The sequence below is a fragment of the Microbacterium sp. NPDC057659 genome (genome assembly GCF_042799915.1).
In the GTDB taxonomy this organism is placed as follows: domain Bacteria; phylum Actinomycetota; class Actinomycetes; order Actinomycetales; family Microbacteriaceae; genus Microbacterium.
In genome coordinates, this window is sequence record NZ_JBHVHU010000001.1 from 689,482 (window position 1) to 713,137 (window position 23,656).

At 68.7% G+C, this 23,656-nt stretch carries 11 protein-coding genes; 4 read left to right on the plus strand and 7 right to left on the minus strand.

Annotated elements, in window-relative coordinates; genetic code table 11:
* Positions 1-5 precede the first annotated feature (5 nt).
* Entirely contained in the window at positions 6-1,208 is a 1,203-nt protein-coding gene (locus ACFVAE_RS03395) for a trans-sulfuration enzyme family protein (protein ID WP_378887870.1), read from the minus strand.
* Positions 1,209-1,322: 114 nt separating this feature from the next.
* Between ACFVAE_RS03395 and ACFVAE_RS03400 the strand changes: the two genes are divergently transcribed.
* Positions 1,323-1,814 carry an Lrp/AsnC family transcriptional regulator gene (locus ACFVAE_RS03400; protein ID WP_378887872.1) on the plus strand — a complete coding sequence of 164 codons (492 nt, stop codon included), beginning with the start codon at positions 1,323-1,325 and terminating at the stop codon, positions 1,812-1,814.
* Here ACFVAE_RS03400 and ACFVAE_RS03405 read toward each other — a convergent pair.
* On the minus strand, positions 1,794-3,680 hold the full coding sequence (locus ACFVAE_RS03405) for a heavy metal translocating P-type ATPase (RefSeq protein WP_378887874.1): 1,887 nt from the start codon (positions 3,678-3,680) through the stop codon (positions 1,794-1,796). The genes ACFVAE_RS03400 and ACFVAE_RS03405 overlap by 21 nt on opposite strands.
* A gap of 42 nt (positions 3,681-3,722) precedes the next feature.
* On the opposite strand from ACFVAE_RS03405, the gene ACFVAE_RS03410 reads away from it, so the two are divergent.
* Both ACFVAE_RS03410 and ACFVAE_RS03415 read left to right on the plus strand, forming a co-directional pair.
* Positions 3,723-5,999: an MMPL family transporter gene (locus ACFVAE_RS03410; RefSeq protein WP_378887876.1), complete on the plus strand. Its 2,277-nt coding sequence runs from the start codon at positions 3,723-3,725 to the stop codon at positions 5,997-5,999.
* A gap of 77 nt (positions 6,000-6,076) precedes the next feature.
* Positions 6,077-15,055, plus strand: a complete 8,979-nt coding sequence (locus ACFVAE_RS03415) for a DUF5979 domain-containing protein (RefSeq protein WP_378887878.1) — start codon at positions 6,077-6,079, stop codon at positions 15,053-15,055.
* Positions 15,056-15,119: 64 nt separating this feature from the next.
* On the opposite strand, the gene ACFVAE_RS03420 is transcribed toward ACFVAE_RS03415, so the two are convergent.
* Together ACFVAE_RS03420 and msrA are read right to left on the minus strand one after the other, a co-directional pair.
* A complete protein-coding gene (locus ACFVAE_RS03420; protein ID WP_378887880.1) occupies positions 15,120-17,633 on the minus strand; it encodes an excinuclease ABC subunit UvrA in 2,514 nt (837 codons plus the stop codon).
* Entirely contained in the window at positions 17,633-18,190 is a 558-nt protein-coding gene (gene msrA / locus ACFVAE_RS03425) for a peptide-methionine (S)-S-oxide reductase MsrA (RefSeq protein WP_378887882.1), read from the minus strand. Before msrA ends, ACFVAE_RS03420 begins: the two co-directional genes overlap by 1 nt.
* Positions 18,191-18,274: 84 nt before the next feature.
* On the opposite strand from msrA, the gene ACFVAE_RS03430 reads away from it, so the two are divergent.
* Positions 18,275-20,125 carry a 5'-nucleotidase C-terminal domain-containing protein gene (locus tag ACFVAE_RS03430; protein ID WP_378887884.1) on the plus strand — a complete coding sequence of 617 codons (1,851 nt, stop codon included), beginning with the start codon at positions 18,275-18,277 and terminating at the stop codon, positions 20,123-20,125.
* Positions 20,126-20,173: 48 nt separating this feature from the next.
* Here the strand turns inward: ACFVAE_RS03430 and ACFVAE_RS03435 are convergent, their stop codons facing one another.
* From ACFVAE_RS03435 to ACFVAE_RS03445, 3 genes are read right to left on the minus strand one after another with little or no spacing between them, the layout of a single operon-like run.
* Positions 20,174-21,046 carry an LLM class flavin-dependent oxidoreductase gene (locus tag ACFVAE_RS03435; RefSeq protein WP_378887886.1) on the minus strand — a complete coding sequence of 291 codons (873 nt, stop codon included), beginning with the start codon at positions 21,044-21,046 and terminating at the stop codon, positions 20,174-20,176.
* Positions 21,047-21,077: 31 nt separating this feature from the next.
* A complete protein-coding gene (locus ACFVAE_RS03440) occupies positions 21,078-21,899 on the minus strand; it encodes a glutamate ABC transporter substrate-binding protein (protein WP_378887888.1) in 822 nt (273 codons plus the stop codon).
* A gap of 1 nt (position 21,900) precedes the next feature.
* On the minus strand, positions 21,901-23,610 hold the full coding sequence (locus ACFVAE_RS03445; protein ID WP_378887890.1) for an amino acid permease: 1,710 nt from the start codon (positions 23,608-23,610) through the stop codon (positions 21,901-21,903).
* Between the last annotated feature and the right edge of the window lie 46 nt (positions 23,611-23,656).

Consider the following 23,656-nt stretch of genomic DNA (forward strand, 5'->3'; position numbering starts at 1 on the left):
CCGCGTCAGCGCACCGTCTGCGTGGCCGAGGCGTCCGCCTTCGTCAGCGCCTGATCCAGATCGGCGCGCAGGTCGTCGACGTTCTCCAGACCGATCGAGAGCCGCACGATGTCGGCGCCGGGCCTCGCCTCCGCCGCCACCGGTCGATGCGTGAGTGCCGCGGGATGCTGGATCAGCGAGTCCACACCGCCCAGCGACACCGCATGCGTGAACAGGCGGACGGCACCGGTGAGCGCCTCGGCCGCGGCGTATCCGCCGCGCAGACGCACGGCGATCATCGCGCCGGGACCGCGCATCTGCCGTTCGACCAGCTCCCGCTCCGCCGGGTTCGTCCCGGGGAAGAACACCTCGGCGACCGCGGGCTGCTCGGCGAGCCATGCGGCGAGCTCGACGGCGCCCGCCTGCTGCGCGGCCAGCCGCACCGGCAGGGTCGCGAGCCCGCGGTGCAGCAGGTACGCACCGAGCGGATGCAGCAGCGCCCCGGTGATCGCTCGCACCTGACGCAGTGCGACAGCGGTGGACTCCGAGCAGGCGATGACGCCGGCGATCACGTCGCCGTGCCCACCGATGTACTTGGTCGCGCTGTGCAGCGACATCGCGGCGCCGAGGTCGAGCGGATTCTGCAGCAGCGGCGTCGCGAAGGTGTTGTCCACGAGCACCGGCACCTCACCGGCCTGCGCCACGACCGCGGCGATGTCGACGAGGTCGAGGGTGGGGTTGGCCGGGGTCTCGAGCACGACGAGTCCGGTCTCGGCCGTCACGGCGCCGGCCACCTCATGCGCATCGCAGAACGTGACGCGGGTGCCGAGCAGCGCCGAGTCGAGAAGATGGTCGGTGCCGCCGTAGAGCGGACGCACGGCGACGACATGATGCTTGCCGGTCGGCTGCGTGTGCGAGAGGATCGCGGCGGTCATCGCGGCCATCCCGGACGCGAACGCGACCGAGGCCTCGGCGTGCTCGAGCTCGGCGAGCGCCTCCTCGAAGCGGGCCACCGTCGGGTTCCAGAGGCGCGCGTACACATTGCCGCCTTCCGGCACCGGATGCCCGCCGGTCGCCATCGCCTCGTACGAGTCGCCGCCGTGCAGGATGTCGGGCAGCGGGTTGGTCGTGGAGAGGTCGATCGGCGCCGCATGCACGCCGAGGGCGGCGAAGTCGGTGCGTCCGGCGTGGACGGCGATGGTCTCGGGATGCAGCGGCAGATCGGACATGCCTCCAGAATGCTCCGAGGCACAGAATCAGTCCACAGTGCTTGTTTCAGAGCACGACTTCGGTCCATGATCTTGTTGTCGCAGCAAGATTCCAGGAGAAGGCAGGTGCCCGGATTGGCCACCACACAGGCATCCGCGATCGACCCGCTCGACCTGCGCATCCTCGGCGCGCTCGCCGAGCAGCCCGAGGCGACCGTCCGCGATCTCGCCCAGGGACTCAGCATCCCTGCATCCACCTGCGCGTTCCGGTTGCGCTCACTGCGCGCACGCGGCGTGCTGCTCGGTGCGCGACTGCGCGTCGACCCGGCCTCGCTCGGCTACCCGGTGCAGGCCGTCATCCGTGTGCGGCTCGGCAGCCACAGCAAGTCCGGCGTCGACGCGCTCTTCGATGCGCTGGTGGCGACGCCCGGCGTGCTGCAGGTGTTCCACATCGCGGGTGCCGACGACTTCCTCGTGCACGTCGCGGTGACCGATGCCGCATCGCTGCGCGACATCGTGCTCGAGCACATCACCGTGCATGACGTGGTGCGCGCGACGGAGACCCAGCTGGTCTTCGAGCTGCGCGAGGGCGCCGGCGTGCTGCCGTCAGCCCGCCCGCGTGGCTGACGCCCGCGCCGGCGCCGGCACGGTGCCGAGGCCGGTGCCCTTCGGCGGCCGCAGCGCCCGCAGCGCGTAGAGGATCGTCGCCAGGTCGACGAGCTCCTGGATCAGTGCTCCGGCGACGGCGGGGATCACGCCGGTGGTGGCGATGAGCATCAGGCCGACGCTGAGCACGATGCCGATCACGATCGCCGTGGTCGCGACGGTCAGCGTGTGCCGGCCGATGCGCATGGCGTCGACCAGCCGGCTCAGCGAGTCGGCGACGATCACAGCATCCGCGGCCTCCCCCGCTGCGGTCGCGCCCTTGGCGCCCATCGCCACGCCGACGTCAGCAGCGGCGAGCACGGGGGCGTCGTTGACCCCGTCGCCCACCATCAGCATCGGGCGCGGGGCGATCTCGCCCGCCAGGCGAACCTTGTCGGCGGGCAGCAGCTCGGCATGCACCTCGGTCACCCCGATCGCAGCGGCCACCGACTCCGCCGTCGGCCGGGCGTCGCCGGTGAGCATCGCGATGCGCTCCACGCCGTGCTCGCGCAGCCAGCCGACGACCGCACCGGACTCCGGCCTCAGCTCGTCCGACAGGATCAGCGCTCCTGCGTACCGTCCGTCGATCGCGACGTAGGCGGCGGCTTCCCCGGGCTGCAGGTCCTCCCGCACGAGATCGGGCGTGAGCGAGGCGATGTAGGCCGGTTTGCCGACGACGACCGTACGGCCGTCGATCACGGCGGTGACACCGTTGGTCGCCGCCTCCTGCGCGCGCGATCCGGGCTGCAGGGTCAGGCCGCGAGCCTCGGCCGCGGCGCGGATGCCGTCGGCCAGCGCATGCGTCGAGTACTGCTCGGCGGATGCCGCATCGCGAAGAACCTCCGCCGCTGCGAAACCGGTCGCCGGGCGCACGTCGATGAGCGCCGGGCGGCCCCGCGTCAGAGTTCCCGTCTTGTCGAAGGCCGCGGACCGGATCCGGCCGAACTGCTCCAGCACAGCACCACCCTTCACGATGACACCGCGTCGAGAGGTCTGCGACAGGCCGCCGAGGAACGCCACAGGAGCGGCGATCAACAGCGGGCACGGTGTCGCCAGCACGAGCACCTCCGCGAAGCGGGCTGCATCCCCCGCCACCGCCCATGCGACACCCGCGATCAGCAGGGAGACGATCGTGAACGGCACCGCGTACCGGTCGGCGAGCCGCACCACCGGCGCGCGAGAGTCCTCGGCCGCCGCGACCAGCTTCACGATCTGCTGGTACTGGCTCTGCTCGGCCGGGCGGAGCACACGCAGTCGCACAGCGTCGTCGCCGTTCACCGACCCGGACATCACCTCGTCGCCCGCGGACTTCGTCACCGGAAGGCTCTCACCGGTCAGCGAGGACTCGTCGAACTCCGCACTGTCATCGAGCAGCGCGGCATCCGCCGGCACGATCTCCGACGGACGCACCAGTAGCACGTCCCCCACGCCGACCCGGTCGATCGGAACATCCTGCAGCGAACCGTCGGCGGCGAGCAGATGCGCGCGCTGCGGCGAGCGCTCCAGCAGTGCGTTCAGATCTCGGCGCGCACGGTACGACGCGAAGTCCTCGAGGGCTTCACCGCCGGAGAGCATCAGCACGACGATCAGTGAGGCGAGGTACTCCCCCACCGCCAGAGTCGCCCCCATGGCCACCACCGCGAGGATGTCGAGGCCGAACTGTCCCTTGAGCAGCGAGCGGATCATGCCGACGATCGTCCACAGCATGAACGCGGCGACGTACACGGTGGCGATGACCTGGGCGGCCAGGGCGAGCCCTGCCGCATGCATCACGAGCACGATGATCGCGACCAGCACGGTGAGCGGGACGACCGGGTAGCGCCTGATGAAGCGGATGACGGTGCGCATGCCCCTCATTCTGGCGCGTGCACACCCTCAGGGCGTGCTTTCATGGGAACGAGGGTGTGTTCCCTCCGAAGGGAGCCCCCTGTGACCAGCACGGATGCCGGAACCGGACAGCGACGTCGTCGCTCGCCGCACAGCAGGGTGCCGACCTGGCTGCGCATCCTCCTCCCCGCCGCGCTGATCCTGGTCTGGTTCGCCGTGGCCGGCATCGGCGGGCCGTACTTCGGGCGGGTGAGCGAAGTGTCCTCCAACGAGCAGTCCGCCTACCTGCCGTCGTCCGCCGAGGCCACCGAGGTGCAGTCGATGCTCAGCGGCTTCCGCGACTCCGACGCGATTCCCGCGGTCGTGGTGGTGTCCTCCGACGACGAGCTGAGCGACGCCGATCTCAAGCGGATGTCGGACGCGGTCGCCGCGCTCCCCGACGACGTCGACGGAGTGGGGTCGGACGTCTCTCCGCTGATCCCCTCCGAGGACGGAGAGGCCGCACAGGCCTTCGTGCCGATCACCGCCGAGAGCGGCGGACTGCGCGCGACCGTGGCCGACGTCGACACGGCGCTGCGCGATGTGGCGCCGGCCGGCGTGGAGGTCCATATCACCGGACCGGCCGGCTTCACGGCCGATCTGGTGAACGGGTTCACCGGTATCGACGGACTGCTGCTGGGGGTGGCTCTGCTCGCGGTGCTGATCATCCTCGTGATCGTGTACCGGTCGTTCCTGCTGCCGGTCGCGGTGCTGGCCACCAGCCTCTTCGCCCTCACGGCTGCTCTGCTGACCGTGTGGTGGCTGGCGAAGGCCGGATTCCTGCTGTTGAGCGGACAGACCCAGGGCATCCTCTTCATCCTCGTCATCGGCGCGGCCACCGACTACTCACTGCTCTACGTGTCGCGGTTCCGTGAAGAGCTTCGGGTGAACACCGACACCTGGGTCGCCGCGATGCGGGCGATCCGCGGATCGGTGGAGCCGATCGTCGCCTCCGGGTGCACGGTCATCGCGGGCCTGCTCTGCCTGCTGCTCAGTGATCTGAAGTCCAACAGTGCGCTGGGGCCCGTCGCCTCGATCGGGATCGTCTTCGCGATGCTGGCAGCGCTGACGCTGCTGCCTGCCATCCTCTTCCTGTTCGGGCGCGCGGCGTTCTGGCCGCGACCGCCGCTCTACGAGCCGGACGCGGTGAAGGCCGAGGACGGCATGCCGTCGCGCGGTCCCTGGGCATGGCTGGCCGGGTGGATCCGGCGACGTCACCGCCCGATCTGGATCATCACAGCCCTCGTTCTCGCCGCCGGCGTCCTCGGCGCGACCCAGCTGGACGCGTCCGGCGTTCCGCAGTCCGACCTCGTCCTCGGGTCGTCCGAGGCGCGGGACGGTCAGCAGATCCTGGGCGAGCACTTCCCCGCCGGCTCCGGCAGCCCTGCCTATGTGATCGTCGCCGAAGACGAACTGCAGGATGCGGCCGACGTGCTGCTCGCGGAGGACGGCGTCGAGAGCGTCAGCGTGGTCGCCGCCGACAGCCCGAGCGGCAGCGCTCAGGTCACCACGGACGGCGTCGTGCCGTTCGGCCCTCCCGGCACCCCTGCTCCCGAACCCACGGTCTCGGACGGGAACGTGCTCCTGCAGGCGACGCTCACCGACGCCGCGGACTCGGAAGCGGCGGAGCAGACCGTCCGCGGCATCCGCACCGATCTGCACCAGGCGGTGCCCGATGCACTCGTCGGCGGCGTGACGGCGACCGCGATCGACACGAACGACGCGTCGATCCACGACCGCACCCTGATCATCCCGCTCGTGCTCGCCGTCATCCTCGTGATCCTGATGATCCTGCTGCGGGCGGTCATCGCACCGATCCTGCTCGTACTCACCACGGTGCTGTCCTTCGGCACGGCCCTCGGGGTCGCGGCGCTGTTCTTCACCCACGTGTTCGACTTCCCCGGTGCGGATCCCGCGGTGCCGCTGTACAGCTTCGTCTTCCTCGTGGCGCTGGGGATCGACTACAACATCTTCCTGATGACGAGGGTGCGCGAGGAGTCCGTACGCCACGGCACGCGTCCCGGCATCCTGCGCGGGCTGGTGATCACGGGCGGCGTGATCACCTCGGCGGGCCTGGTGCTGGCCGCCACCTTCGCCGCGCTGAGCGTCATCCCGATCCTGTTCCTGGTGCAGATCGCGTTCATCGTGGCCTTCGGCGTGCTGCTGGACACGTTCATCGTGCGATCTCTGCTGGTACCTGCACTGAGCTATGACATCGGGCGGGCGATCTGGTGGCCGTCGAGACTGTCCAGGCGAGCATCCGACCGAATCCAGGACGAGTCACACGCGCCTCATCCTTAACGGAGTACCCCCTGGTGGAATCCTATGAATTCGCCCTATGGTGGCGAACGTCATGAGTCGCCAGGGGGGCCCGGCAGATGAAGAGTCAGAACAGATTTCTCGCGAGTGTCACAGCGCTGCTCTTTGCGGCCGCTTCGGTCTTCGTCGCTGCGGTTCCCGCCGCGGCCGCTGACACGGCGCAGTACGGGATCCAGAAGACCGCGGTCGAGCAGGGGCCGTTCGGCCCCGGCGACACGATCACCTACCAGATCGTCGTGAACTGCTCCTCCACCAACGAGGGCGGATGCGACGACACGGTACTCAGCGATTCGCTGCCCGAGCCGCTGATGTTCAATCCTGCGATCACGCCTGCTGTGACCGTCCAGTTGAACGCTCCGTCAGGCCAGCCGATCGGCGAGTACGACCGGCAGATCGACACCGACGGCAACAGCTTCACCGTCACCCCCGCGACCGACCTGAGCGCGACGCCCAAGACCTGGGCCGGCGGCAACAGCATGACCGTGACGGTCAACGCGATCGTCAAGCCGGACGCGGACGGCACGTGGGACGGCAAGACCGTCACCAACACCGCCAGCGTCGACGGCAGCAACGCCCCCGTCGCGAACTCCACGGCAGACGTCACCCTCGACGTCGTGACCACGCTCGTGCCCAGCATCGAGAAGACCGTGTCCCCCACGGGTACCCTCCCCGCCGTCCCCGGACAGGCGATCGACTGGACCGTCACCCCCGGCAACGCATCGAACCAGAACGTCGACACGATCGTCGTGCAGGATCCGGTGTCGCCGCCGGGCACGTTCGGGGACTATCTCGACGTGACCGGCATCGATGTCACGGCCCCCGACGGCACCACCGGCACCACGACCGAGTACTGGGTGAACGGCGCCTGGACCACCACCGAACCCGACCCCGTCTCCGACGCGCAGGGCGTCAGGGTCACCTTCACCGGAACGTTCGCCCCCGGCGCGACCGGCAAGGTCGTCGTGCACACCGAGACGAACGACGCCGTCACCGGCATCCCGGATGGAACGCAGCAGACGGTCACCAACGACGCCTCCACGACGGTGTCGAAGGCCGGTGACACCAGCGATCCGGTCACCGATGACGCGAGCATCACCCTCGCCCAGCGCAAGCCCGACGTCACGATCGAGAAGTCCTTCGCCGACAACACCCTGGTCAGCGGCCAGAGCACGACCGCGAACATCAAGGCCACGGTCGGCGAGCAGAATGTGCAGACGCTGACCATCACTGAGCCGAGCGCAGGAACACCGACCTTCACCGAGCAGGGCCTGAGCTTCGACGGGTTCGCCGACGGCGTCGAATGGCCGGTGGCCGCGACCTCGGCCGAGATCACGTACACATACTCGGACTGCCCAGACAGCACCGCGTCCACGACGACGAAGAACACCCTCCCTGCCGCCGAGAGCGGCTGCACGGTCGAGGGCTTCACCGTCGTCTTCTCCGCCGAGGGTGATGACATCGTCTCGGGCGCGTACGCGGCGCTCCCCCTGGAGGTCACTGCGCTGCCGACCGAGACCGCCGTCTCCAGCACCAACGCCGTCGACACCGCAGTCGAGAACACCCAGGGCCAGACCGGCACCGACGACGCCTCCGCCTCGTTCACCATCGAGCCGCTGACGATCGACACCAGCGTGACGAAGGAGATCATCCCTGACACCATCTGGGGCGTCCCCGGCACCGATGCGAGCATGACGCTGACCGGCAACGTCACCCCTGAGTCCACGGCGGGTTCCGAGAAGCTCGTCATCTCGGATCCGGTCGATCCGGCCGCCGGTTCGGAGTTCTGGGACAACTTCACCGCGACCGAGATCGACAACACCGACATCCCGCAGTGCACCACGCTGACCGTGCGGTACTGGCCGAAGTCGACCGACGGCCCGTGGACGGACCTTCCGGGTGCGACCGCAGTGCCTGGCCCCGAGCAGCTCTGGTCCTACCAGATCCCCGCCGATCTGCAGGACGACATCGGCGGCATCCAGTTCGAGTACCTCCCCGCAGAAGGCGACGGATGCCCCGCGCTGCTGCCGCCCGGCTTCACGGTGGTGACGCACCTGGACGTGTCGGTGACCCAGCCGCACGACACCGAGGTCACCTACGACAACGACGCGCAGTCGCTGGTCGACAACCCGGATGCGGGTGGCGAGAAGACCGACACCGCGACCGACGACATCCACCTGCTGCCGATCGACGGCGACGGTCCCGGAGCGGACTTCCTCGACAAGGCGTGGACGCCGGACGACGACGTTCCCGCGCTGTCAGGAGACGTGCGGACGGCTCGACTGCTGTGGTCGACGGACGGACTGAACATCTCCGAGATGACGCTGTCGGACATCTCGGAGACTCAGGACCCCACCGCCACAGCGGACTCGGTGTACGACGCATTCGATCTGGTGCGGATCGATCCGATCACGCCGCAGAGCGACCCCTTGATCGTGAACGACAGGATCACGGAGGTCTCGCTCTATCTCGACGGGCAGGGTTGGACCGACATCACCGGTCAGGCGTGCGGCAACGGCTGCGACGGCCAGTTCGGCGGGTACACGCTGACCGAAGAGCAGGCCGCGGATACGCTCGCGATGCGCATCGTGCTCACCGAGAAGACGCCAGGAGCCGGGGTCGGCTCGTCGTACGACCGCCGGCCCCTCGACCTCGACTTCCGCGTGCGCGACACACTCCGCAGCGACCCCACGAAGCCGGTCCTCGGCGACCTTCACCCGTACGGGTACAACACGGGCCAACCGGGCCTCGTCGACAACACCGCCAGCGCGCACGGTGTCAATACGTCGACGGGCGTCGACAGCACGGATGTCGCGGACGACACGATCCTCATCGTCGATGAGCCGATCAACGCATCCACCACCAAGTCCTTCGATCAGGATCAGCTGGGCCTGCCCGACCCCGCCCTCGGCGTCGACCCGGCGGACTATCCGCTGATCAGCGCGACCATCACCGCGACCAACACCTCCGCGGCGAAGGTGTCGGGCATGGTGATCGATGATCCCACCGACGGCGAGGCCCTGTCCGACACGGTGTTCGACACGCTCAACCTGTACGACATCGACGCGATCCAGGTGCCGAACGGCATCAGCGAGGACGAGACCACAGTCACGCTGTCACGCAGCGGCGCCACGACCGACTACTCGTACGCGGAGGCACTGGCGCTCGGCCCGGACGACCTCGCCGATGTCACCGGCGTATCGATCGCGTTCCGCTCAGCAGACGGCGCCGCCGTCATCCCGACGAACGGGACGGGCGGAATCACCCTCACCTGGCAGCTGCGCGAAGAGCTGCGCTCCGCCCCTGGCACTCCCGTCACGGTCACCCCGGCCGGTGACACGATCGTCAACGACACGCACACGCAGCTGGAGAGCGCCGTGCTCGAGGACTGCGCCGACAACCAGTGCGGCACGGGAGCGGCGGATGCCAGCGACTCATTCATCATCGTCGGCGCAAGCTACTCGATCACGACCACCAAGTCGATCGACCCGGCATCCGTCTACGAGGACGAGTCGAAGGACTACACGACACAGCTCGGCGGGCGTCCGAACGGCACGGCCCGCGCGACATCCTTCACCCTGACCGACACCACGCCGACGTTCTGGAACACCATGGACTACACCGGCGCTCAGATCACTGTCCCGGCGCCCGTGAACCAGGTCGCGATGGACGTGCTCAGCGCCGGCGTCGCCTACACCCAAGGGCCCGGAGGCGAACTGCTCGCGCTGTGCAACGGCCTGCCCCTGACAGACGCCTCCCCCTGCTGGGTGCAGGGCGACTGGGTGGACGCATCCCCCGGTGACACCGTCAGCTTCGATCTGCCGACAGGTGTGACAGACCCGACCGCCGTCGTCGGCGTGCGGTTCCGCGCGCAGGAGGTCGACGGAGACGGAAACGTGCTGCAGTGGGAGCGTCCGTACAACCCGCAGCTGACGTACTCCCTGAACACCGAGCGAAGGGAAACGCTGCGCAACGACCCCAGCACCCTGGTGTCGACCACACGCCCCGATCTCGAGCCGAACCCCGGCGAGACCGATCTCGGCGTGATCAGCGATGACGTGCAGTCCTCCAGTGACGCGCAGTTCGGCCAGCAGAAGTTCACCGAGAACGGTGCGGCCGCCGACGACACAGTCGTGCAGCACCGTCCGAACTCGGTGAAGATCACCAAGACCCGAGGCTCGTCGGCGCTGGTCAGCCCGAGCGGCACGATCCCGTACATCGTCACGGTGACCAACACGGGCCAGTGGGACATGACCGGCTTCCACCTGGTCGACCAGGTGCAGACGGACGCGAACGGCTCCCTACTGGTGGAACCCGATCCGCCGGCCTACACATTCACGCTGACCGGGAGCGGCGCGCCATCGGGTGACCCCGGCTTCACCGCCTCACTGAACGAGCAGACCGGCGAGCTCACCGTCGACGGCCCGGACGATTTCGTCTTCATGCACGGCTGGGCGCTCACGATGCACGCTCCGCTGAAGTTCCGCGATGACGTCACCCCGGACACGGTGGTGACGAACGCGGCCACGGTGACCTCCGACCGGCTCTTCGAGACCTGTGAGGGCACGACCGTCGTGGACGGCAAGGACCTCACCCCGAAGCCGGTGGAGAACACCCCACCGGGAATCGAGGAGTGCTCGGCGGACACCTCGATCGCCCCGCTCGCTAACGCGACCATCGCGGCGAAGAAGTACGTGAAGGGCAATGACGGCGGCGACCCGACTGTGGCCGGCGACGACGACCTCGGTGTGCTCAACGTGAACGGCGACGCCGCGGCCTGCGACGCGAGTAAGGGCGGCGTGACGAACGACGGCTACTACTCGTTCCCCTGTGCGCCGGTCATCCGCCCCGGTGGCGTCGAGACGTGGCGCGTGGACTTCACCAACACCGGCAACACCGCGGCCAGGGTGCTGGCGGCAGTGGACGTGCTGCCGTCGGTCGACGACCAAGGCGTGATCGTGCCCGGCGACCGCGGCTCGCAGTACGGCGTGACACTCACCGGATCGATTACGGCGAACTTCGCGGAGCTCGCCGATCGGGCCAGCCTGGATGACGCGGGAATCTTCGTCTCGAACGTCGAGCTGAGTCAGTCCTGCAACGCGAACGCGATCAAGGTCTACACCGAGAATGCCGCGCCCGATCCGGGGTGTCCGTTCAACTGGGTACGTGCGACGACATCCACCACCCCTGAAGTGCTGAAAGCCGCACGAAGCGTGCTGATGGTGTTGGAGTACCAGAACCCGGACGGGGTCTCCCCCGCTCCCGGACTGCGCCCCGGCGAGACCCTGCGGATGACGTTCGACACGCAGACGCCGTTCCAGCTGCCCGCGGAGTCGGCGGTGCCGAACGGACTGCCCGTCGCCTACAACTCGTTCGCGACGGCGTCCCGCTCCAACCAGACGGTGACCCAGCCGGAGCGCCCGTCGCTCGTCGTGGAGCCGCAGAAGGTCGGCGTCGCGACGGCGACCGGGCAGCTGCTCCTCTCGAAGTCGGTGACCGCTCCGGATTTCTCGACCGACGTGAACCTGCCCGACAGTTATCCGATGCTCGTGACCTGCACGTCGGGCGGCGAGGACGTGACGCTCGTGCACGCCGACAACTCGGATGCCAGCAGGCCGACACTCGCAGCTGACGGCACTGTGCTCGTCTTCGACAACACGACGGGGCCTGTGAACCTCCCGCTGTTCGCAGACTGCACGATCAAGGAGGACCCGGCGATCCCCGGCGTGACCGTGACGGTCGATCCCACGGACGGGGTGACGGCGGAGCGCGATCTCGGCGAGGACGCCGCTGTGTGGGATCCCTACGCCGGAGACACCGAACAGGCCTCCATCCAGGTGGCCAACGCCTATGCCGCCGGCGGGTTCACCGTCGAGAAGTCTGTGGATGCCGGTGGTGCCGAGAACCAGGACGGCGAGGCGATCGTCTACGACCGCACGTACGCATTCGAGGCCAGCTGCACCTACCTCGATCAGGAGGTCGTGCCTGCGGCCGACCGCTCGTTCACGCTCGACGACGGCGACAGCAAGACCTTCTCGAACATCCCCGCCGGCGCCGACTGCACCGTCACCGAGACGGATGCCGGCGGCGCGGCGACCACGAACGTGGTCGTCACCGAGAACGGCACCGCGGGCGACCCGCAGACCTCGTCGGCGGCATCCTTCACCGTCCTCCCCTATGAGGACGGGACGACGGCGCTCACCACCGTCGGATTCGAGAACGTGTACACCGTCGGCGCGGTCGAGGTGACGAAGATCGTCTCCGGCGCCGGCGGCGACACCTGGGGCGGCGCGACGTTCACCGTCGCGATGACCTGCACGATCGAGGGCGCGACGCCGAACCCGGTGTTCGAGGACACCGCGACCCTGAGCCGCGATGACCCGACCTGGACCGTGACGAACCTGCCGACCGGCGCCACCTGCGTCGTGACCGAGACCGCGAACGGCGGGGCGAACGACTCCAGCGGCAGCGTCACCGTGACCGTCGACGACGACCCGGCCGCACCGGTCGAGGCCGACATCACCAACACCTTCACCGTCGGCTCGCTGCAGGTGCAGAAGGAGCTCGAGGGCGCTCCCGCGAACGCGCTCGACCCGGCGACGACCTTCGACTACCAGGTCAGCCTGGCCTGCACGCGCGAGGTCAACGGCGAGACCGTCGACGTGCCGATCCCGGGCGGCGCCACCCGCACGATCACCGGTGCCGGCACGGCGCTCTACGAGGGACTTCCCACGGGGGCGTCCTGCACGGTCACCGAGCCGAATGCCGGTCACGCGACCGGGCACACCATCACCCCGGAGCAGCCCGTCATCGTCGGAGACGGAACCGATCCCGTGGTGGTCACCGTCACCAACGAGTTCGACAACGGGTCGGTCTCGGTCGAGAAGACGATCGACGCCCCGGAGGGATACCCCGTGCCCGACTCGTTCACGGCGACCGTCACCTGCACCTGGCAGGGTGCCGCGGTGCCGCTGGCGAACGACGGCGAGGTGACGATCGTGCCGGGTGAGGACCCCGCCGTGATCGATGACATCCCCGTCGGCTCGGTCTGCTCTGTGGCCGAGGACGACGCCGGTCAGACCGGCACCACTGTGACGCCGGAGCAGGTCACCGTGACCGAGGCCGAGCAGACCTTCGCCTTCGACATCGAGAACACCTACGAGTGGGCATCGCTCGAGGTCGGCAAGGTCGTCGAGTCGGAGAGCCCCTACATCCCGTCGAGCTTCCAGTTCCACGTCGAGTGCCGCTACCAGGGCGAGACCGTGGTCGACGAGACGTTCACGCTCGACGCCGACGAGACGAAGACGATCACCGAGATCCCGGCCAGATCCACCTGCGTGATCACCGAGACCGACGCCCGCAACGCCGATGCGACGATCACAGCGGTAGACGTTCCGGGGGCACAGGGCCCGACCGCGCCGGTGATCGACCAGCGCAACCGCAGGGTGATCATCCCCGAGCTGCAGCCGGACAGCACCGCGACGGTCAACACCGTGACGTACACGAACATGTTCGACTCGACCGCGATGGTGCTGGTGAAGGACTTCGAGGGGGCCGGCGCCGAGCAGTACGGATTCGACAAGACGTTCACCTTCACGGTCACCTGCACCTTCGCCGGTGAGACCGTGCTCGACAAGCAGGTGGAGCTGAACGCCGAGAACGGCTGGAGCACCGCGATCCACGAGGTGATCCCCGGCTCGGAGTGCACCGTCGTCGAGGACGACCTGAACGGCGCCGACTCGGTTGTGATCACGCCGAACGACGGCGAGGACACCTCCGTCGGCACGGGCACGATCCCTGCGACCGGCGGCCTGGTCACCGTGACCGCGACGAACTGGTACCTCACCGGTTCGCTGCAGGTCACGAAGGCATTCGCAGGCGACGGTGCCGAGAAGTACGGCACCTCCGCCTACGAGCTGCGCCTGCGCTGCGTGCGCGATGGCGAGGTCGTCGACATCCCCGACGGCATGATCCGCATGGTCAGCGCCGACTCCCCCACAGCCCTGTGGGAGAACCTGCCCACCGGTGCGAACTGCCGTCTGACTGAGGTCGACGACGGCGGGGCGAACTCCACGCAGATCCTGGACGCCGACGGCAACACCGTGGCGGGAGACGGCGAGAGCTATGACTTCACGGTTCAGACCGACCCGACGGTCCTCAGCGTCGATGACCAGCCGCAGCCCTCACTCACGGTCGAGAACACGTTCAACCTCGCCCAGTTGTCGGTGACCAAGGCTGTGGACGGCAGCGGCGCGGTCGACGCGAACGGCGACCCGATCGCGTACGGTCCGTTCCAGGTCACACTGGCCTGCACGTGGGACGAGCAGCAGGTCACCGCGGCCGAGCCCATGACGCAGCAGATCGAGGACGGCCAGACCGTCACCTGGACGGAGCTCCCCGAGGGCGCCGGCTGCACGGTGACCGAGACCGACGCGGCCGGCGCGGAGTCCACGACGATGGTCGTCACTCAGGGCGGCGCGGACGGAGACCCGCAGGCCGCGACGACCACGCAGCTCGCTCCCCTGCCGAACACGGATGCCGCGGATCAGACCTCCGTGGCGATCACCAACACGTTCGGGGTCAGCACCCTGGACATCTCCAAGGTCGTGGACGGCTCCGGAGCGTCCGCCGTGACGCGCACCTTCCCGGTGGACGTGACCTGCGTGCTCATCGATCCGTCGCATCCGGCACCCGGACTGGTGGTACGTGACGAGACGTACCAGATCGGCGGACCGTCCCGGCTCACCGCCGAGGTCGCGGATCTCCCGGCCGGCAGCGAGTGCACCGTCACCGAGACGGATGCCGGTGATGCCGACCGCACCACCATGACGGTCGACGGGAAGACGCAGAACGGAGCCTCCGGCACCGTGACGCTCCCCTCGGGGAGCGTGGCGATCGTGTTCACGAACACGTTCTCGGCGCCGCTGCCCGCCACCGGCGCCGACACCCGGACGGTCGCGATCATGGTCACAGGTGGCCTCGCCCTGCTGCTGATCGGCATGGCGCTCATCGCGACGGCCCGCCGACGCCGGCAGAGCTGACGCGTCCTGAGACGGTGAGGGCCTCGCGGAGATTCCGTGAGGCCCTCGCCGTCTCAGGCGCGGATCAGGGACTGCGCCGAAGGTGCCGCGCCAGGTAGTGCCCGGTGATGGATGCCGCGGCGCCGGCGACCTGCTCCGGCGACCCCTGGGCGACGATCCGCCCGCCCTCAGTGCCGCCCCCGGGCCCGAGGTCGATCACATGGTCGGCGTTCGCGATGAGATCGAGGTCGTGCTCGATCACGATGACCGTCGCACCACGGGAGGTCAGCCGGTCGAGGACGGCGACGAGCGTGCGCACGTCGAGCGGATGCAGCCCGACGCTGGGTTCGTCCAGCACGAACACGGCGTCGGACTGGTCGCGATGCATCTGGGTGACGAGCTTCAGCCGCTGCGCCTCACCGCCGGAGAGCGCAGGGGTCGCCTCCCCCAGCGTCAGATATCCGAGCCCCAGCTCGTCGAACGCGACCAGACGGCGGTGCACCCGCGGCAGATCGACGGTCTTCGGCAGCGCTTCCCTGATCGTGCAGCGCAGCAGCTCCGGCAGCGTGGCACCGTCGCGGGCGTACGCCGCCGCCTCCGGGGCGAAGCGACCGCCCTCGCACTCCGGGCAGACGATGTCGACGTCGGGTAGGAACTGCACATCGAGCGTGATCTCGCCGGTGCCTTCGCACTTCGGGCATGCCAGCGAGCCCGTGTTGTACGAGAAGTCCGACGCGGTGAGCCCGGCTTCCCGTGCGGCGGGGGTGGCTGCGTAGGCCTTCCGCAGCTCGTCCATCACGCCGGAGTAGGTCGCGATCGTGGAGCGCACGTTGAGGCCGATCGGCGTCGCATCGACCACGTGCACCCTCATCGCCGAAGGCGCCTCCAGCGCGCGCACATGGGCCGGCAGCGCGGAACCCTCCCTGGAGGCGATCAGCGCCGGCACGAGGGACTCCAGAACAAGGGTGGTCTTCCCCGAGCCGGAGACGCCGGTGACCGCTGTGAGCCGTCCGACGGGCACCGCGACCTCGAGCGGATGCACCGTATGGATCGCGTCGGTGCTCAGAACGATCCGGCCATGCTCGAAGACGGCATCTGACGCCGCACGCCTGCGGGCCTCGACGGCTTCGGCCCCGTCAAGGAAGCCCGCTATGCGGGAGGCGCCGCCCAGGCTCTCCGGTGCGCCTTCGGCGATCACCTGCCCGCCCTCGGATCCTGAACCGGGTCCGATCTCGATCAGCCAGTCCGCCTCGCGCAGGATCTGCACGTCGTGGTCGACGAAGACCACGGAGTTGCCGTCCGCGAGCAGATCACGCATGACGCCGAGCAGGCCGTCCACGTTGACCGGATGCAGGCCGATCGAAGGCTCGTCCAGCACGTAGAGCACTCCCGTCGTGCGATTGCGCACCGCACGGGCGAGCTGCGCGCGCTGGCGCTCCCCCGTCGACAGCGTCGCGCCGGCACGGTCGAGCGAGAGGTAGCCGAGGCCGAGCTGGACCAGCCGGTGCGCCATGCCCAGCAGCGTGTCCGCGAGCGCCTCCGCCATCGGCCGCATCTCGCGCGGCAGCCCGCGCCCGATGTCAGGGACCCACGCGATGACCTCGTCGAGGGTCATGGCCGTGACTTCCGCGAGTCCTCGCTCGCCGATCCGCGGCGCACGGGCGGCCGGGCTCAGCCGGGTGCCACCACAGTCAGGGCACGTTCCCTCCGTGAGGAACCGGCTGACCCGTGCGAGCCGCTTCTCGTCGTCGGCGCGGCGCAGCTCCTCGGTCACCGTCAGCCGGGCGTTGCGGAACGTGAAGTCCAGTTCGTGCACGCCCTTCCGGCTCGTCACCGTGATGTGCTTCTTCTCCTCCGGGCCGTTCAGCACGATCTCGCGCTCGGCGTCGGTGAGATCCCGCCACGGCACGTCGGTGCGCACACCGAACTCGCGGGCGATGTCGGGCTGCACGTTGAACCCGAACATCTGCCACGGCACGACGGCGCCGCCATCCAGCGTCTTCGAGGGGTCCGGCACGAGGGCCGCGTCGTCCACGGTTCGCACGACACCGGTGCCCTGGCAGGTCGGACAGGCGCCGGCGGAGTTGAACGCGAGATCTTCGGCGCCGGGCGCGTGCACGCGCGCGCCGCAGACCGGGCAGTCGAACGGCGTCTCCGCGGCGACGTCGATCGTCGGCGGCACCCGATGCCCGTTCGGGCACAGATGCGAGGCCAGGCGCGAGAACATCAGCCGGAGGACGTTCAGCAACTCGGTGGAGGTGCCGAACGTGGAGCGCACGCCGGGGACTCCGGGCCGCTGCCGGAGCGCCAGGGCCGCCGGCACGTGCTGCACCGAGTCGACCGCGGCGCGCGGCGCCTGCGCCATCCTTCGTCGGGTGTAGGTGGAGAGCGCCTCGAGGTAGCGCCGGGAGCCCTCCGCGTAGAGGACGCCCAGCGCCAGCGACGACTTGCCCGAGCCCGACACGCCGGCGATCCCCACCAGCGCACGGAGCGGAACGTCGACGTCCACGTCCCGCAGGTTGTGCACGCGTGCACCGCGGACGGCGATGCGCTCGGGGAGCGCCGCCGCCGCATCCGGATGCCGCTCCTGCGGCGTCATCAGGCGGTGGCGTCGGCGCCCCGGCGCGGCAGCACCCATCCGGCACGCGGGAAGTGGCAGGTGTAGCCGTCCGGGTAGCGGATCAGATAGTCCTGATGCTCGGGCTCGGCCTCCCAGAAGGGACCGGGGGCCTCGATGGTGGTGACGGCAGCGCCGGGCCAGAGGCCCGAGGCGTCGACATCGGCGATCGTGTCACGCGCGACCTGCTCCTGCCCCGCATCCAGCGGGAAGATCGCCGAGCGGTAGCTGGTGCCAATGTCGTTCCCCTGACGGTTCAGCGTCGACGGGTCGTGGATCTGGAAGAAGAACGCGAGGATGTCGCGATAGGTCGTCTTCACGGGGTCGTAGACGATCTCGACGGCCTCGGCGTGCCCCGGGTGGTTGCGGTAGGTGGCATGGTCGTTCTGGCCGCCGGTGTAGCCCACGCGCGTCCCCAGCACGCCCGGCTGACGGCGGATGAGATCCTCCATGCCCCAGAAGCAGCCTCCAGCGAGGACGGCGGTCTCCGCGCCCTCCTGGCGTGTGATCGATCCGGTGTCGGTGATGCCGCTGGTCATGGCAGTACTCCTTCATCTGGGGTCTTCTTCCTGTTCAACCATCTTCCTCCCTCAGAAGTTCCCGCCTGCCGTATCTTGAGTCTCATGACAGATGAAACTCAGCACCTTCCCCAGGCTGATTCTCCCGACATCGACCTTGACCACCGTTCCGGCGTCAGCCGGCGTGGCTTCCTCACCGGCGTCACCGCCGCCAGTGCCCTCGCTGCAGCGGGCTGGGCGGCGACGCCGGAGTCCGCTTCGGCCGCGCAGGGCGGCGTCGGCAAGTCGGTCACGATCACCGTGATGGGCTCGTCCGACATCCACGCCAACGCCTTGAACTGGGACTACTACAAGGACGCCGCCTACAGCGACAAGGCGGGCAACACCGTCGGGCTCGCCCGCCTCTCCAGCGTCGTGAAGCAGGTGCGCGCCGACCGCGGCGCCGACCGCACGCTGCTGTTCGACGCCGGCGACACCGTGCAGGGCACCCCGCTCGGCTTCTACTACGCGACCGTCGAGCCCATCACGAAGACCGGGGCGACGCATCCGATCGCCGCCCAGATGAACGCCATCGGCTACGACGCCGTCGCGCTGGGCAATCACGAGTTCAACTACGGCCTCGATTTCCTCGACACCTTCATCTCGCAGATGAAGGCTCCCGTGCTCGGCGCGAACGCCGTGCGCACCGGGACGACAGTGCCGGCCTACACGCCCTACGTGATCAAGACCCTGAAGATCAAAGGCCAGAAGCCGATCCGCGTCGGAGTGCTCGGCCTGACCAACCCCGGAATCGTGATCTGGGACAAGGCGAACGTCAGCGGCAAGCTCGACGTGCTCGACATCGTCGCAACCGCGAAGCGCTGGGTCCCGATCATCCGCGCGCAGGACGTCGACGTCGTGGTCGTCAGCGTGCACGCCGGTGACAGCGGAACCTCGTCCTACGGCGACGCACTGCCCAACGAGAACGCCGCCGGCCTGCTTGCCGCGCAGGTGCCCGGCATCGACGCGATCCTGTTCGGGCACGCGCACAAGGACATCCCGGAGCGCTTCGTGACCAACGAGGTCACCGGCGAGCAAGTCGTCATGAGCGAGCCGATGTGCTGGGGCCAGCGCCTGAGCGTGTTCGACATCGAGCTGCAGCAGGTGAAGGGCAAGTGGAAGGTCGTCTCGAAGAAGGCGACCAACCTGCTCACCAACACCGTCGAGGACGACCCGGCCCTGGTCGCGGTGGTCAAGGCCCAGCATGACACGGTCGTCGGCTATGTGAACAAGGTCGTCGCGACCTCGACCGAGGAGCTCTCCGCGGCGGAGTCGTGCTGGAAAGACACCGCGATCCTCGACTACGTCAACAAGGTGCAGGTCGACACGGTCACAAAGGCCATCGCCGGCACCGCGGAGGCCGCCCTGCCGATCGTCTCGATCGCCGCGCCGTTCAACCGTGCGGCGACCTTCCCCGCCGGCGAGGTGACGATCAAGGATGTCGCGGGGCTGTACATCTACGACAACACCATGATGGCCTCGGTGCTCACCGGCGCGCAGATCAAGGACTATCTGGAGTACTCGGCGAAGTACTTCCAGCAGGTCGCGCCCGGTGCTGCCGTCGACCCGGCGAGCTGGACGAACGCGCTGAACACGCCGGACTACAACTACGACCAGTTCTCGGGTGTGACCTACGACGTCGACATCTCGCAGCCGCAGGGCTCACGCATCGCGAACCTCGCCTGGGAAGGCGCGCCGGTCGCCGCTGATCAGAGGTTCGTGGTCGCGGTGAACAACTACCGCCAGTCTGGCGGCGGCGGGTTCCCGCACATCACCACCGCACCGGTCGTCTACAACGCGCAGGTCGCGATCCGCGAGGCGATCGTCGCCTACGCATCGGATGCCGGGGTCATCGATCCCAAGGACTTCCACGTCGAGAACTGGCGGCTGACGCGCGCCGGCACCCCGGTGTTCTGACCCCGCGAACAGCAGAGGGGCCCGGCGCATCGCGTCGGGCCCCTCCGGTCAGAGCAGCTGAGGGGCGCCCTCGGTGATGATCCGCTCGAAGACATCCTGCTCAGCGGCGAACTGCGTGTCCGGGATCGGCCAGTGCAGCACGATCTCGGTGATCCCGGCTTCCCGGTACGCGCCGGCCGTCTCGAGGAACTGCTCGACGCCTGCCAGCGGCCGGTCGCCGGTGAACCCGGTGAGCAGGACGCGCTCGACGCTCGACGGATCCCGGCCGGCCTCCTCACAGACCCGCTCGAGACGGGAGATCTGCTCCCGCACCATCGCGCGGGACTCGGCTGCGCTCTCGCCGTCACCCGTCGTCACCCAGGCCTGTCCGTACTGCGCGGCGAGGCGATATCCGCGCGGCCCGGTCGCCGCGATCGCGAACGGCACCCGCGGGCTCTGCACCGGGCCAGGGATGTTGCGCGCCTCATGCGCGAGGTAGGCGCCCTCGGTCTGCGTGACGGCGGTCTCGGTCAGCAGCCGGTCGAGCAGCATGGTGAAGTCGCGCAGCCGGTCGGCCCGCTCGCGTGCAGACCACGGCTCCTGCCCGAGCACGGTGGCGTCGAAGCCGGTCGTGCCCGCGCCGAGCCCGACGGTGATCCGTCCGCCGGACAGGTCGTCCAGCGTCATCACGTCCTTCGCGAACAGCACCGGCTCGCGGTAGTTCGGTGAGGTGATGAGAGTGCCGAGGCGCACCCGCGAAGTGACCGCTGCGGCCGCCGCGAGGGTCGGCACCGCGCCGAACCACGTACTGTCGCGGAAGGATCGCCAGGACAGGTGGTCGTAGGTGTAGGCAGCGTGGAACCCGAGCTCGTCAGCCGCCCGCCAGATCGCGGACGCCTCGCCCCATCGCCAGACGGGCAGGATGCAGGTGCTGGTGCGCATGAGCCCAGGCTAGCCGCGCTCGGGGCCACACTCACCGCACAGTCGGCGGTGAGGGGATCGCATACCCCGACGGGGCGACGTTCGCGTTCAGCGACTTCTTCCAGGCCCCCGACGAGATGTACTCCTTCAGGGCGTCGCGCACCTGATCGAGCCGATCGTCGCCCTTCTTCAGTCCGATGCCGTAATTCTCATCGGTGAAGCCCTTGCCGACCACCTTCAGCACCCCCTTGTACTCGGGCTGCGACGCGAATCCCGCCAGGATGACGTCGTCCGTCGAGACGGCGTCGACCGCCCCCGAGGCGAGGTCGCGGACGCACTCGGACCAAGAGGGCACCTTCACCACCGTGATCTCGCCGCGGTAGTGCTCGGTGAGGTAGTCGATCGAGGTGGTGCCCGCGGCCGCGCACACCTTCTTGCCATCCAGCGTCTCCGGCCCGGTGATGGTGTCGTCGTTGCGACGGATGAGCAGATCCTGGTGTGCAGTGAAGTAGGGGCCGACGAAGGCGATCTCCTTCTCGCGCTCCGGGGTGATCGAGAACGTCGACACCACCACGTCGACGTCCCCGGATGTCAGCGCGCTCACCCGCTCGTCCTGATCGATGCGCTGCCAGGTGATGTTCTTGGTGGGCACCCCGAGCTTCCCCGCGACGTAGTTCGCGGTGTCGATGTCGAAACCGGCGTATCCCTCGTCGGTCTTGAGGCTGACGCCGGGCAGATCGTCGGCGATCCCGATCGTGAGTGTCCCCGACCCTGTGGCCTTGTTGTCCTCGGTATTCTGCGGCGGCGTGGCGGAGCATCCCGCGACCAGCAGCGCGGCCGACAGCAGGGCCGCAGCGGCGATGAGGCGACGCATCTCACCTGCTCCCTTCCGCATCGCCGTCCCCGGCATCCGGCGGCGGGTTCTTGTCCGGCTCGTCGAGGTTGTCCCACTCGTGCACCTCGAGGTGGAAGTCCTCGTCGTCGTCGTCATCCTCGTCGTCATCCTCGACGTACTCGAACTGCAGGGTGCCCAGTGCGGCGATCGACTCCGTCCGCGGGCCGGGCGGCTGTGGCGGATAGCGCAGACCGGTGTCGGTCCACTTGCCCAGCATCCGATCGCCCGTGTGCGCCGCGACCCGGCGCTTCACGATCAACCAGCCGAGTTCGAAGATCAGGAACAGGGCGGGGATGCCGAGGACGACCACCACGAAACCGGTCTTGTGCCAGAAGTACGGCGAAGCCTGCCACCCCGAGATCGCCATGCCCACGATGACGAACGCCAGGAACGCGAGCCCGAGGTAACTGGTCCAGGGCGTGCCGGGCGCCCGGAACGTGCTGGCCGGCAGCACTCCCCTGTCGCTGAGTCTTCGCAGCCGCAGCTGGCAGAGGAAGATCGTCGCCCAGGTGAACACCACGGCGATCGACGCAGCCTCCAGTGCGATCTCGAAGGCGTCAGGGCTCACAGCGTTGAGGATCGAGCCGAGCACGTAGACGACGGCGGTCATGACGATGCCGGCCCAGGGCACGCCCGCCCCGCTCATCTTCAGGGTGAATCCCGGCGCCTGCTTGGCCATGCCGAGGCTGCGCAGCACACGCCCGGTCGTATAGAGCCCCGAGTTCAGCGACGACATCGCAGCGACGATGAGAATCGCCTGGATCACGTTCGCCATCCATGGCATGCCCATCTTGCCGAACACCGTGACGAAAGGACTGATGCCCGCCGTGTACTCGCTCGTCGGCAGGATGCACACCAGCAGCAGCAGAGACCCGCAGTAGAACACGCCGATGCGGATGATCACCGCGTTGACGGCCTTCGGCACCTCGCGCTTCGGGTTCTCCATCTCACCCGCCGCGATGCCGACCATCTCGATGGCCGCGTAGGCGAACACGACGCCCGACATGACGATGATCGGCCCGTACCAGGCGAAGGGCGCCTCCGTCGGCCAGAAGCCGCCGGGGTTCGCCCAGAGGTTCTGGATGCCCGCCTTGTGACCACCGACGTCCATGCTGAAGACCACAACGACGGTGCCGACGACGAGGAAGATCACGATCGCGGCGACCTTCAGCACCGAGGCCCAGAACTCGAACTCGCCGAAGGCCTTCGCGGACAGCAGGTTGACGATGAGTACGACGGCCAGCGCGATCAGCACCGTCGCCCAGGTCGGCATCTGCGGCCACCAGTACTGGATGTACAGGCCCACGGCGCTCAGCTCGGCGATGCCGGTCAGCGCCCAGTTCGTCCAGTACATCCAGCCCGTGTAGTACGCCGCCTTCTCACCGAAGAACTCGCGCATCCAGGAGACGAACGCGCCGGAGGTCGTGCGGTACAGCACGAGCTCGCCGAGCGCCCGCATCAGGAAGTAGGCGATCACGCCGACGAATGCGTAACTGAGCACCAAGGCGGGTCCGGTGCTGTTCAACCTCGACGCCGAGCCGAGGAACAGACCTGTGCCGATCGCACCGCCGATCGCGATCATCTGCACCTGGCGGCGGTTCAGGCTCTTCTTGTAGCCCGCCTGCTCGGCATCGTGCTCGGCGCCGTGATCGGCCTCGTGCGTGAGCTGCGTGGCATCCGTCTGGGACATGCGATCCCCCTCCATGACCGCTGGTCACCGGTGGGGCGGGTCGCAT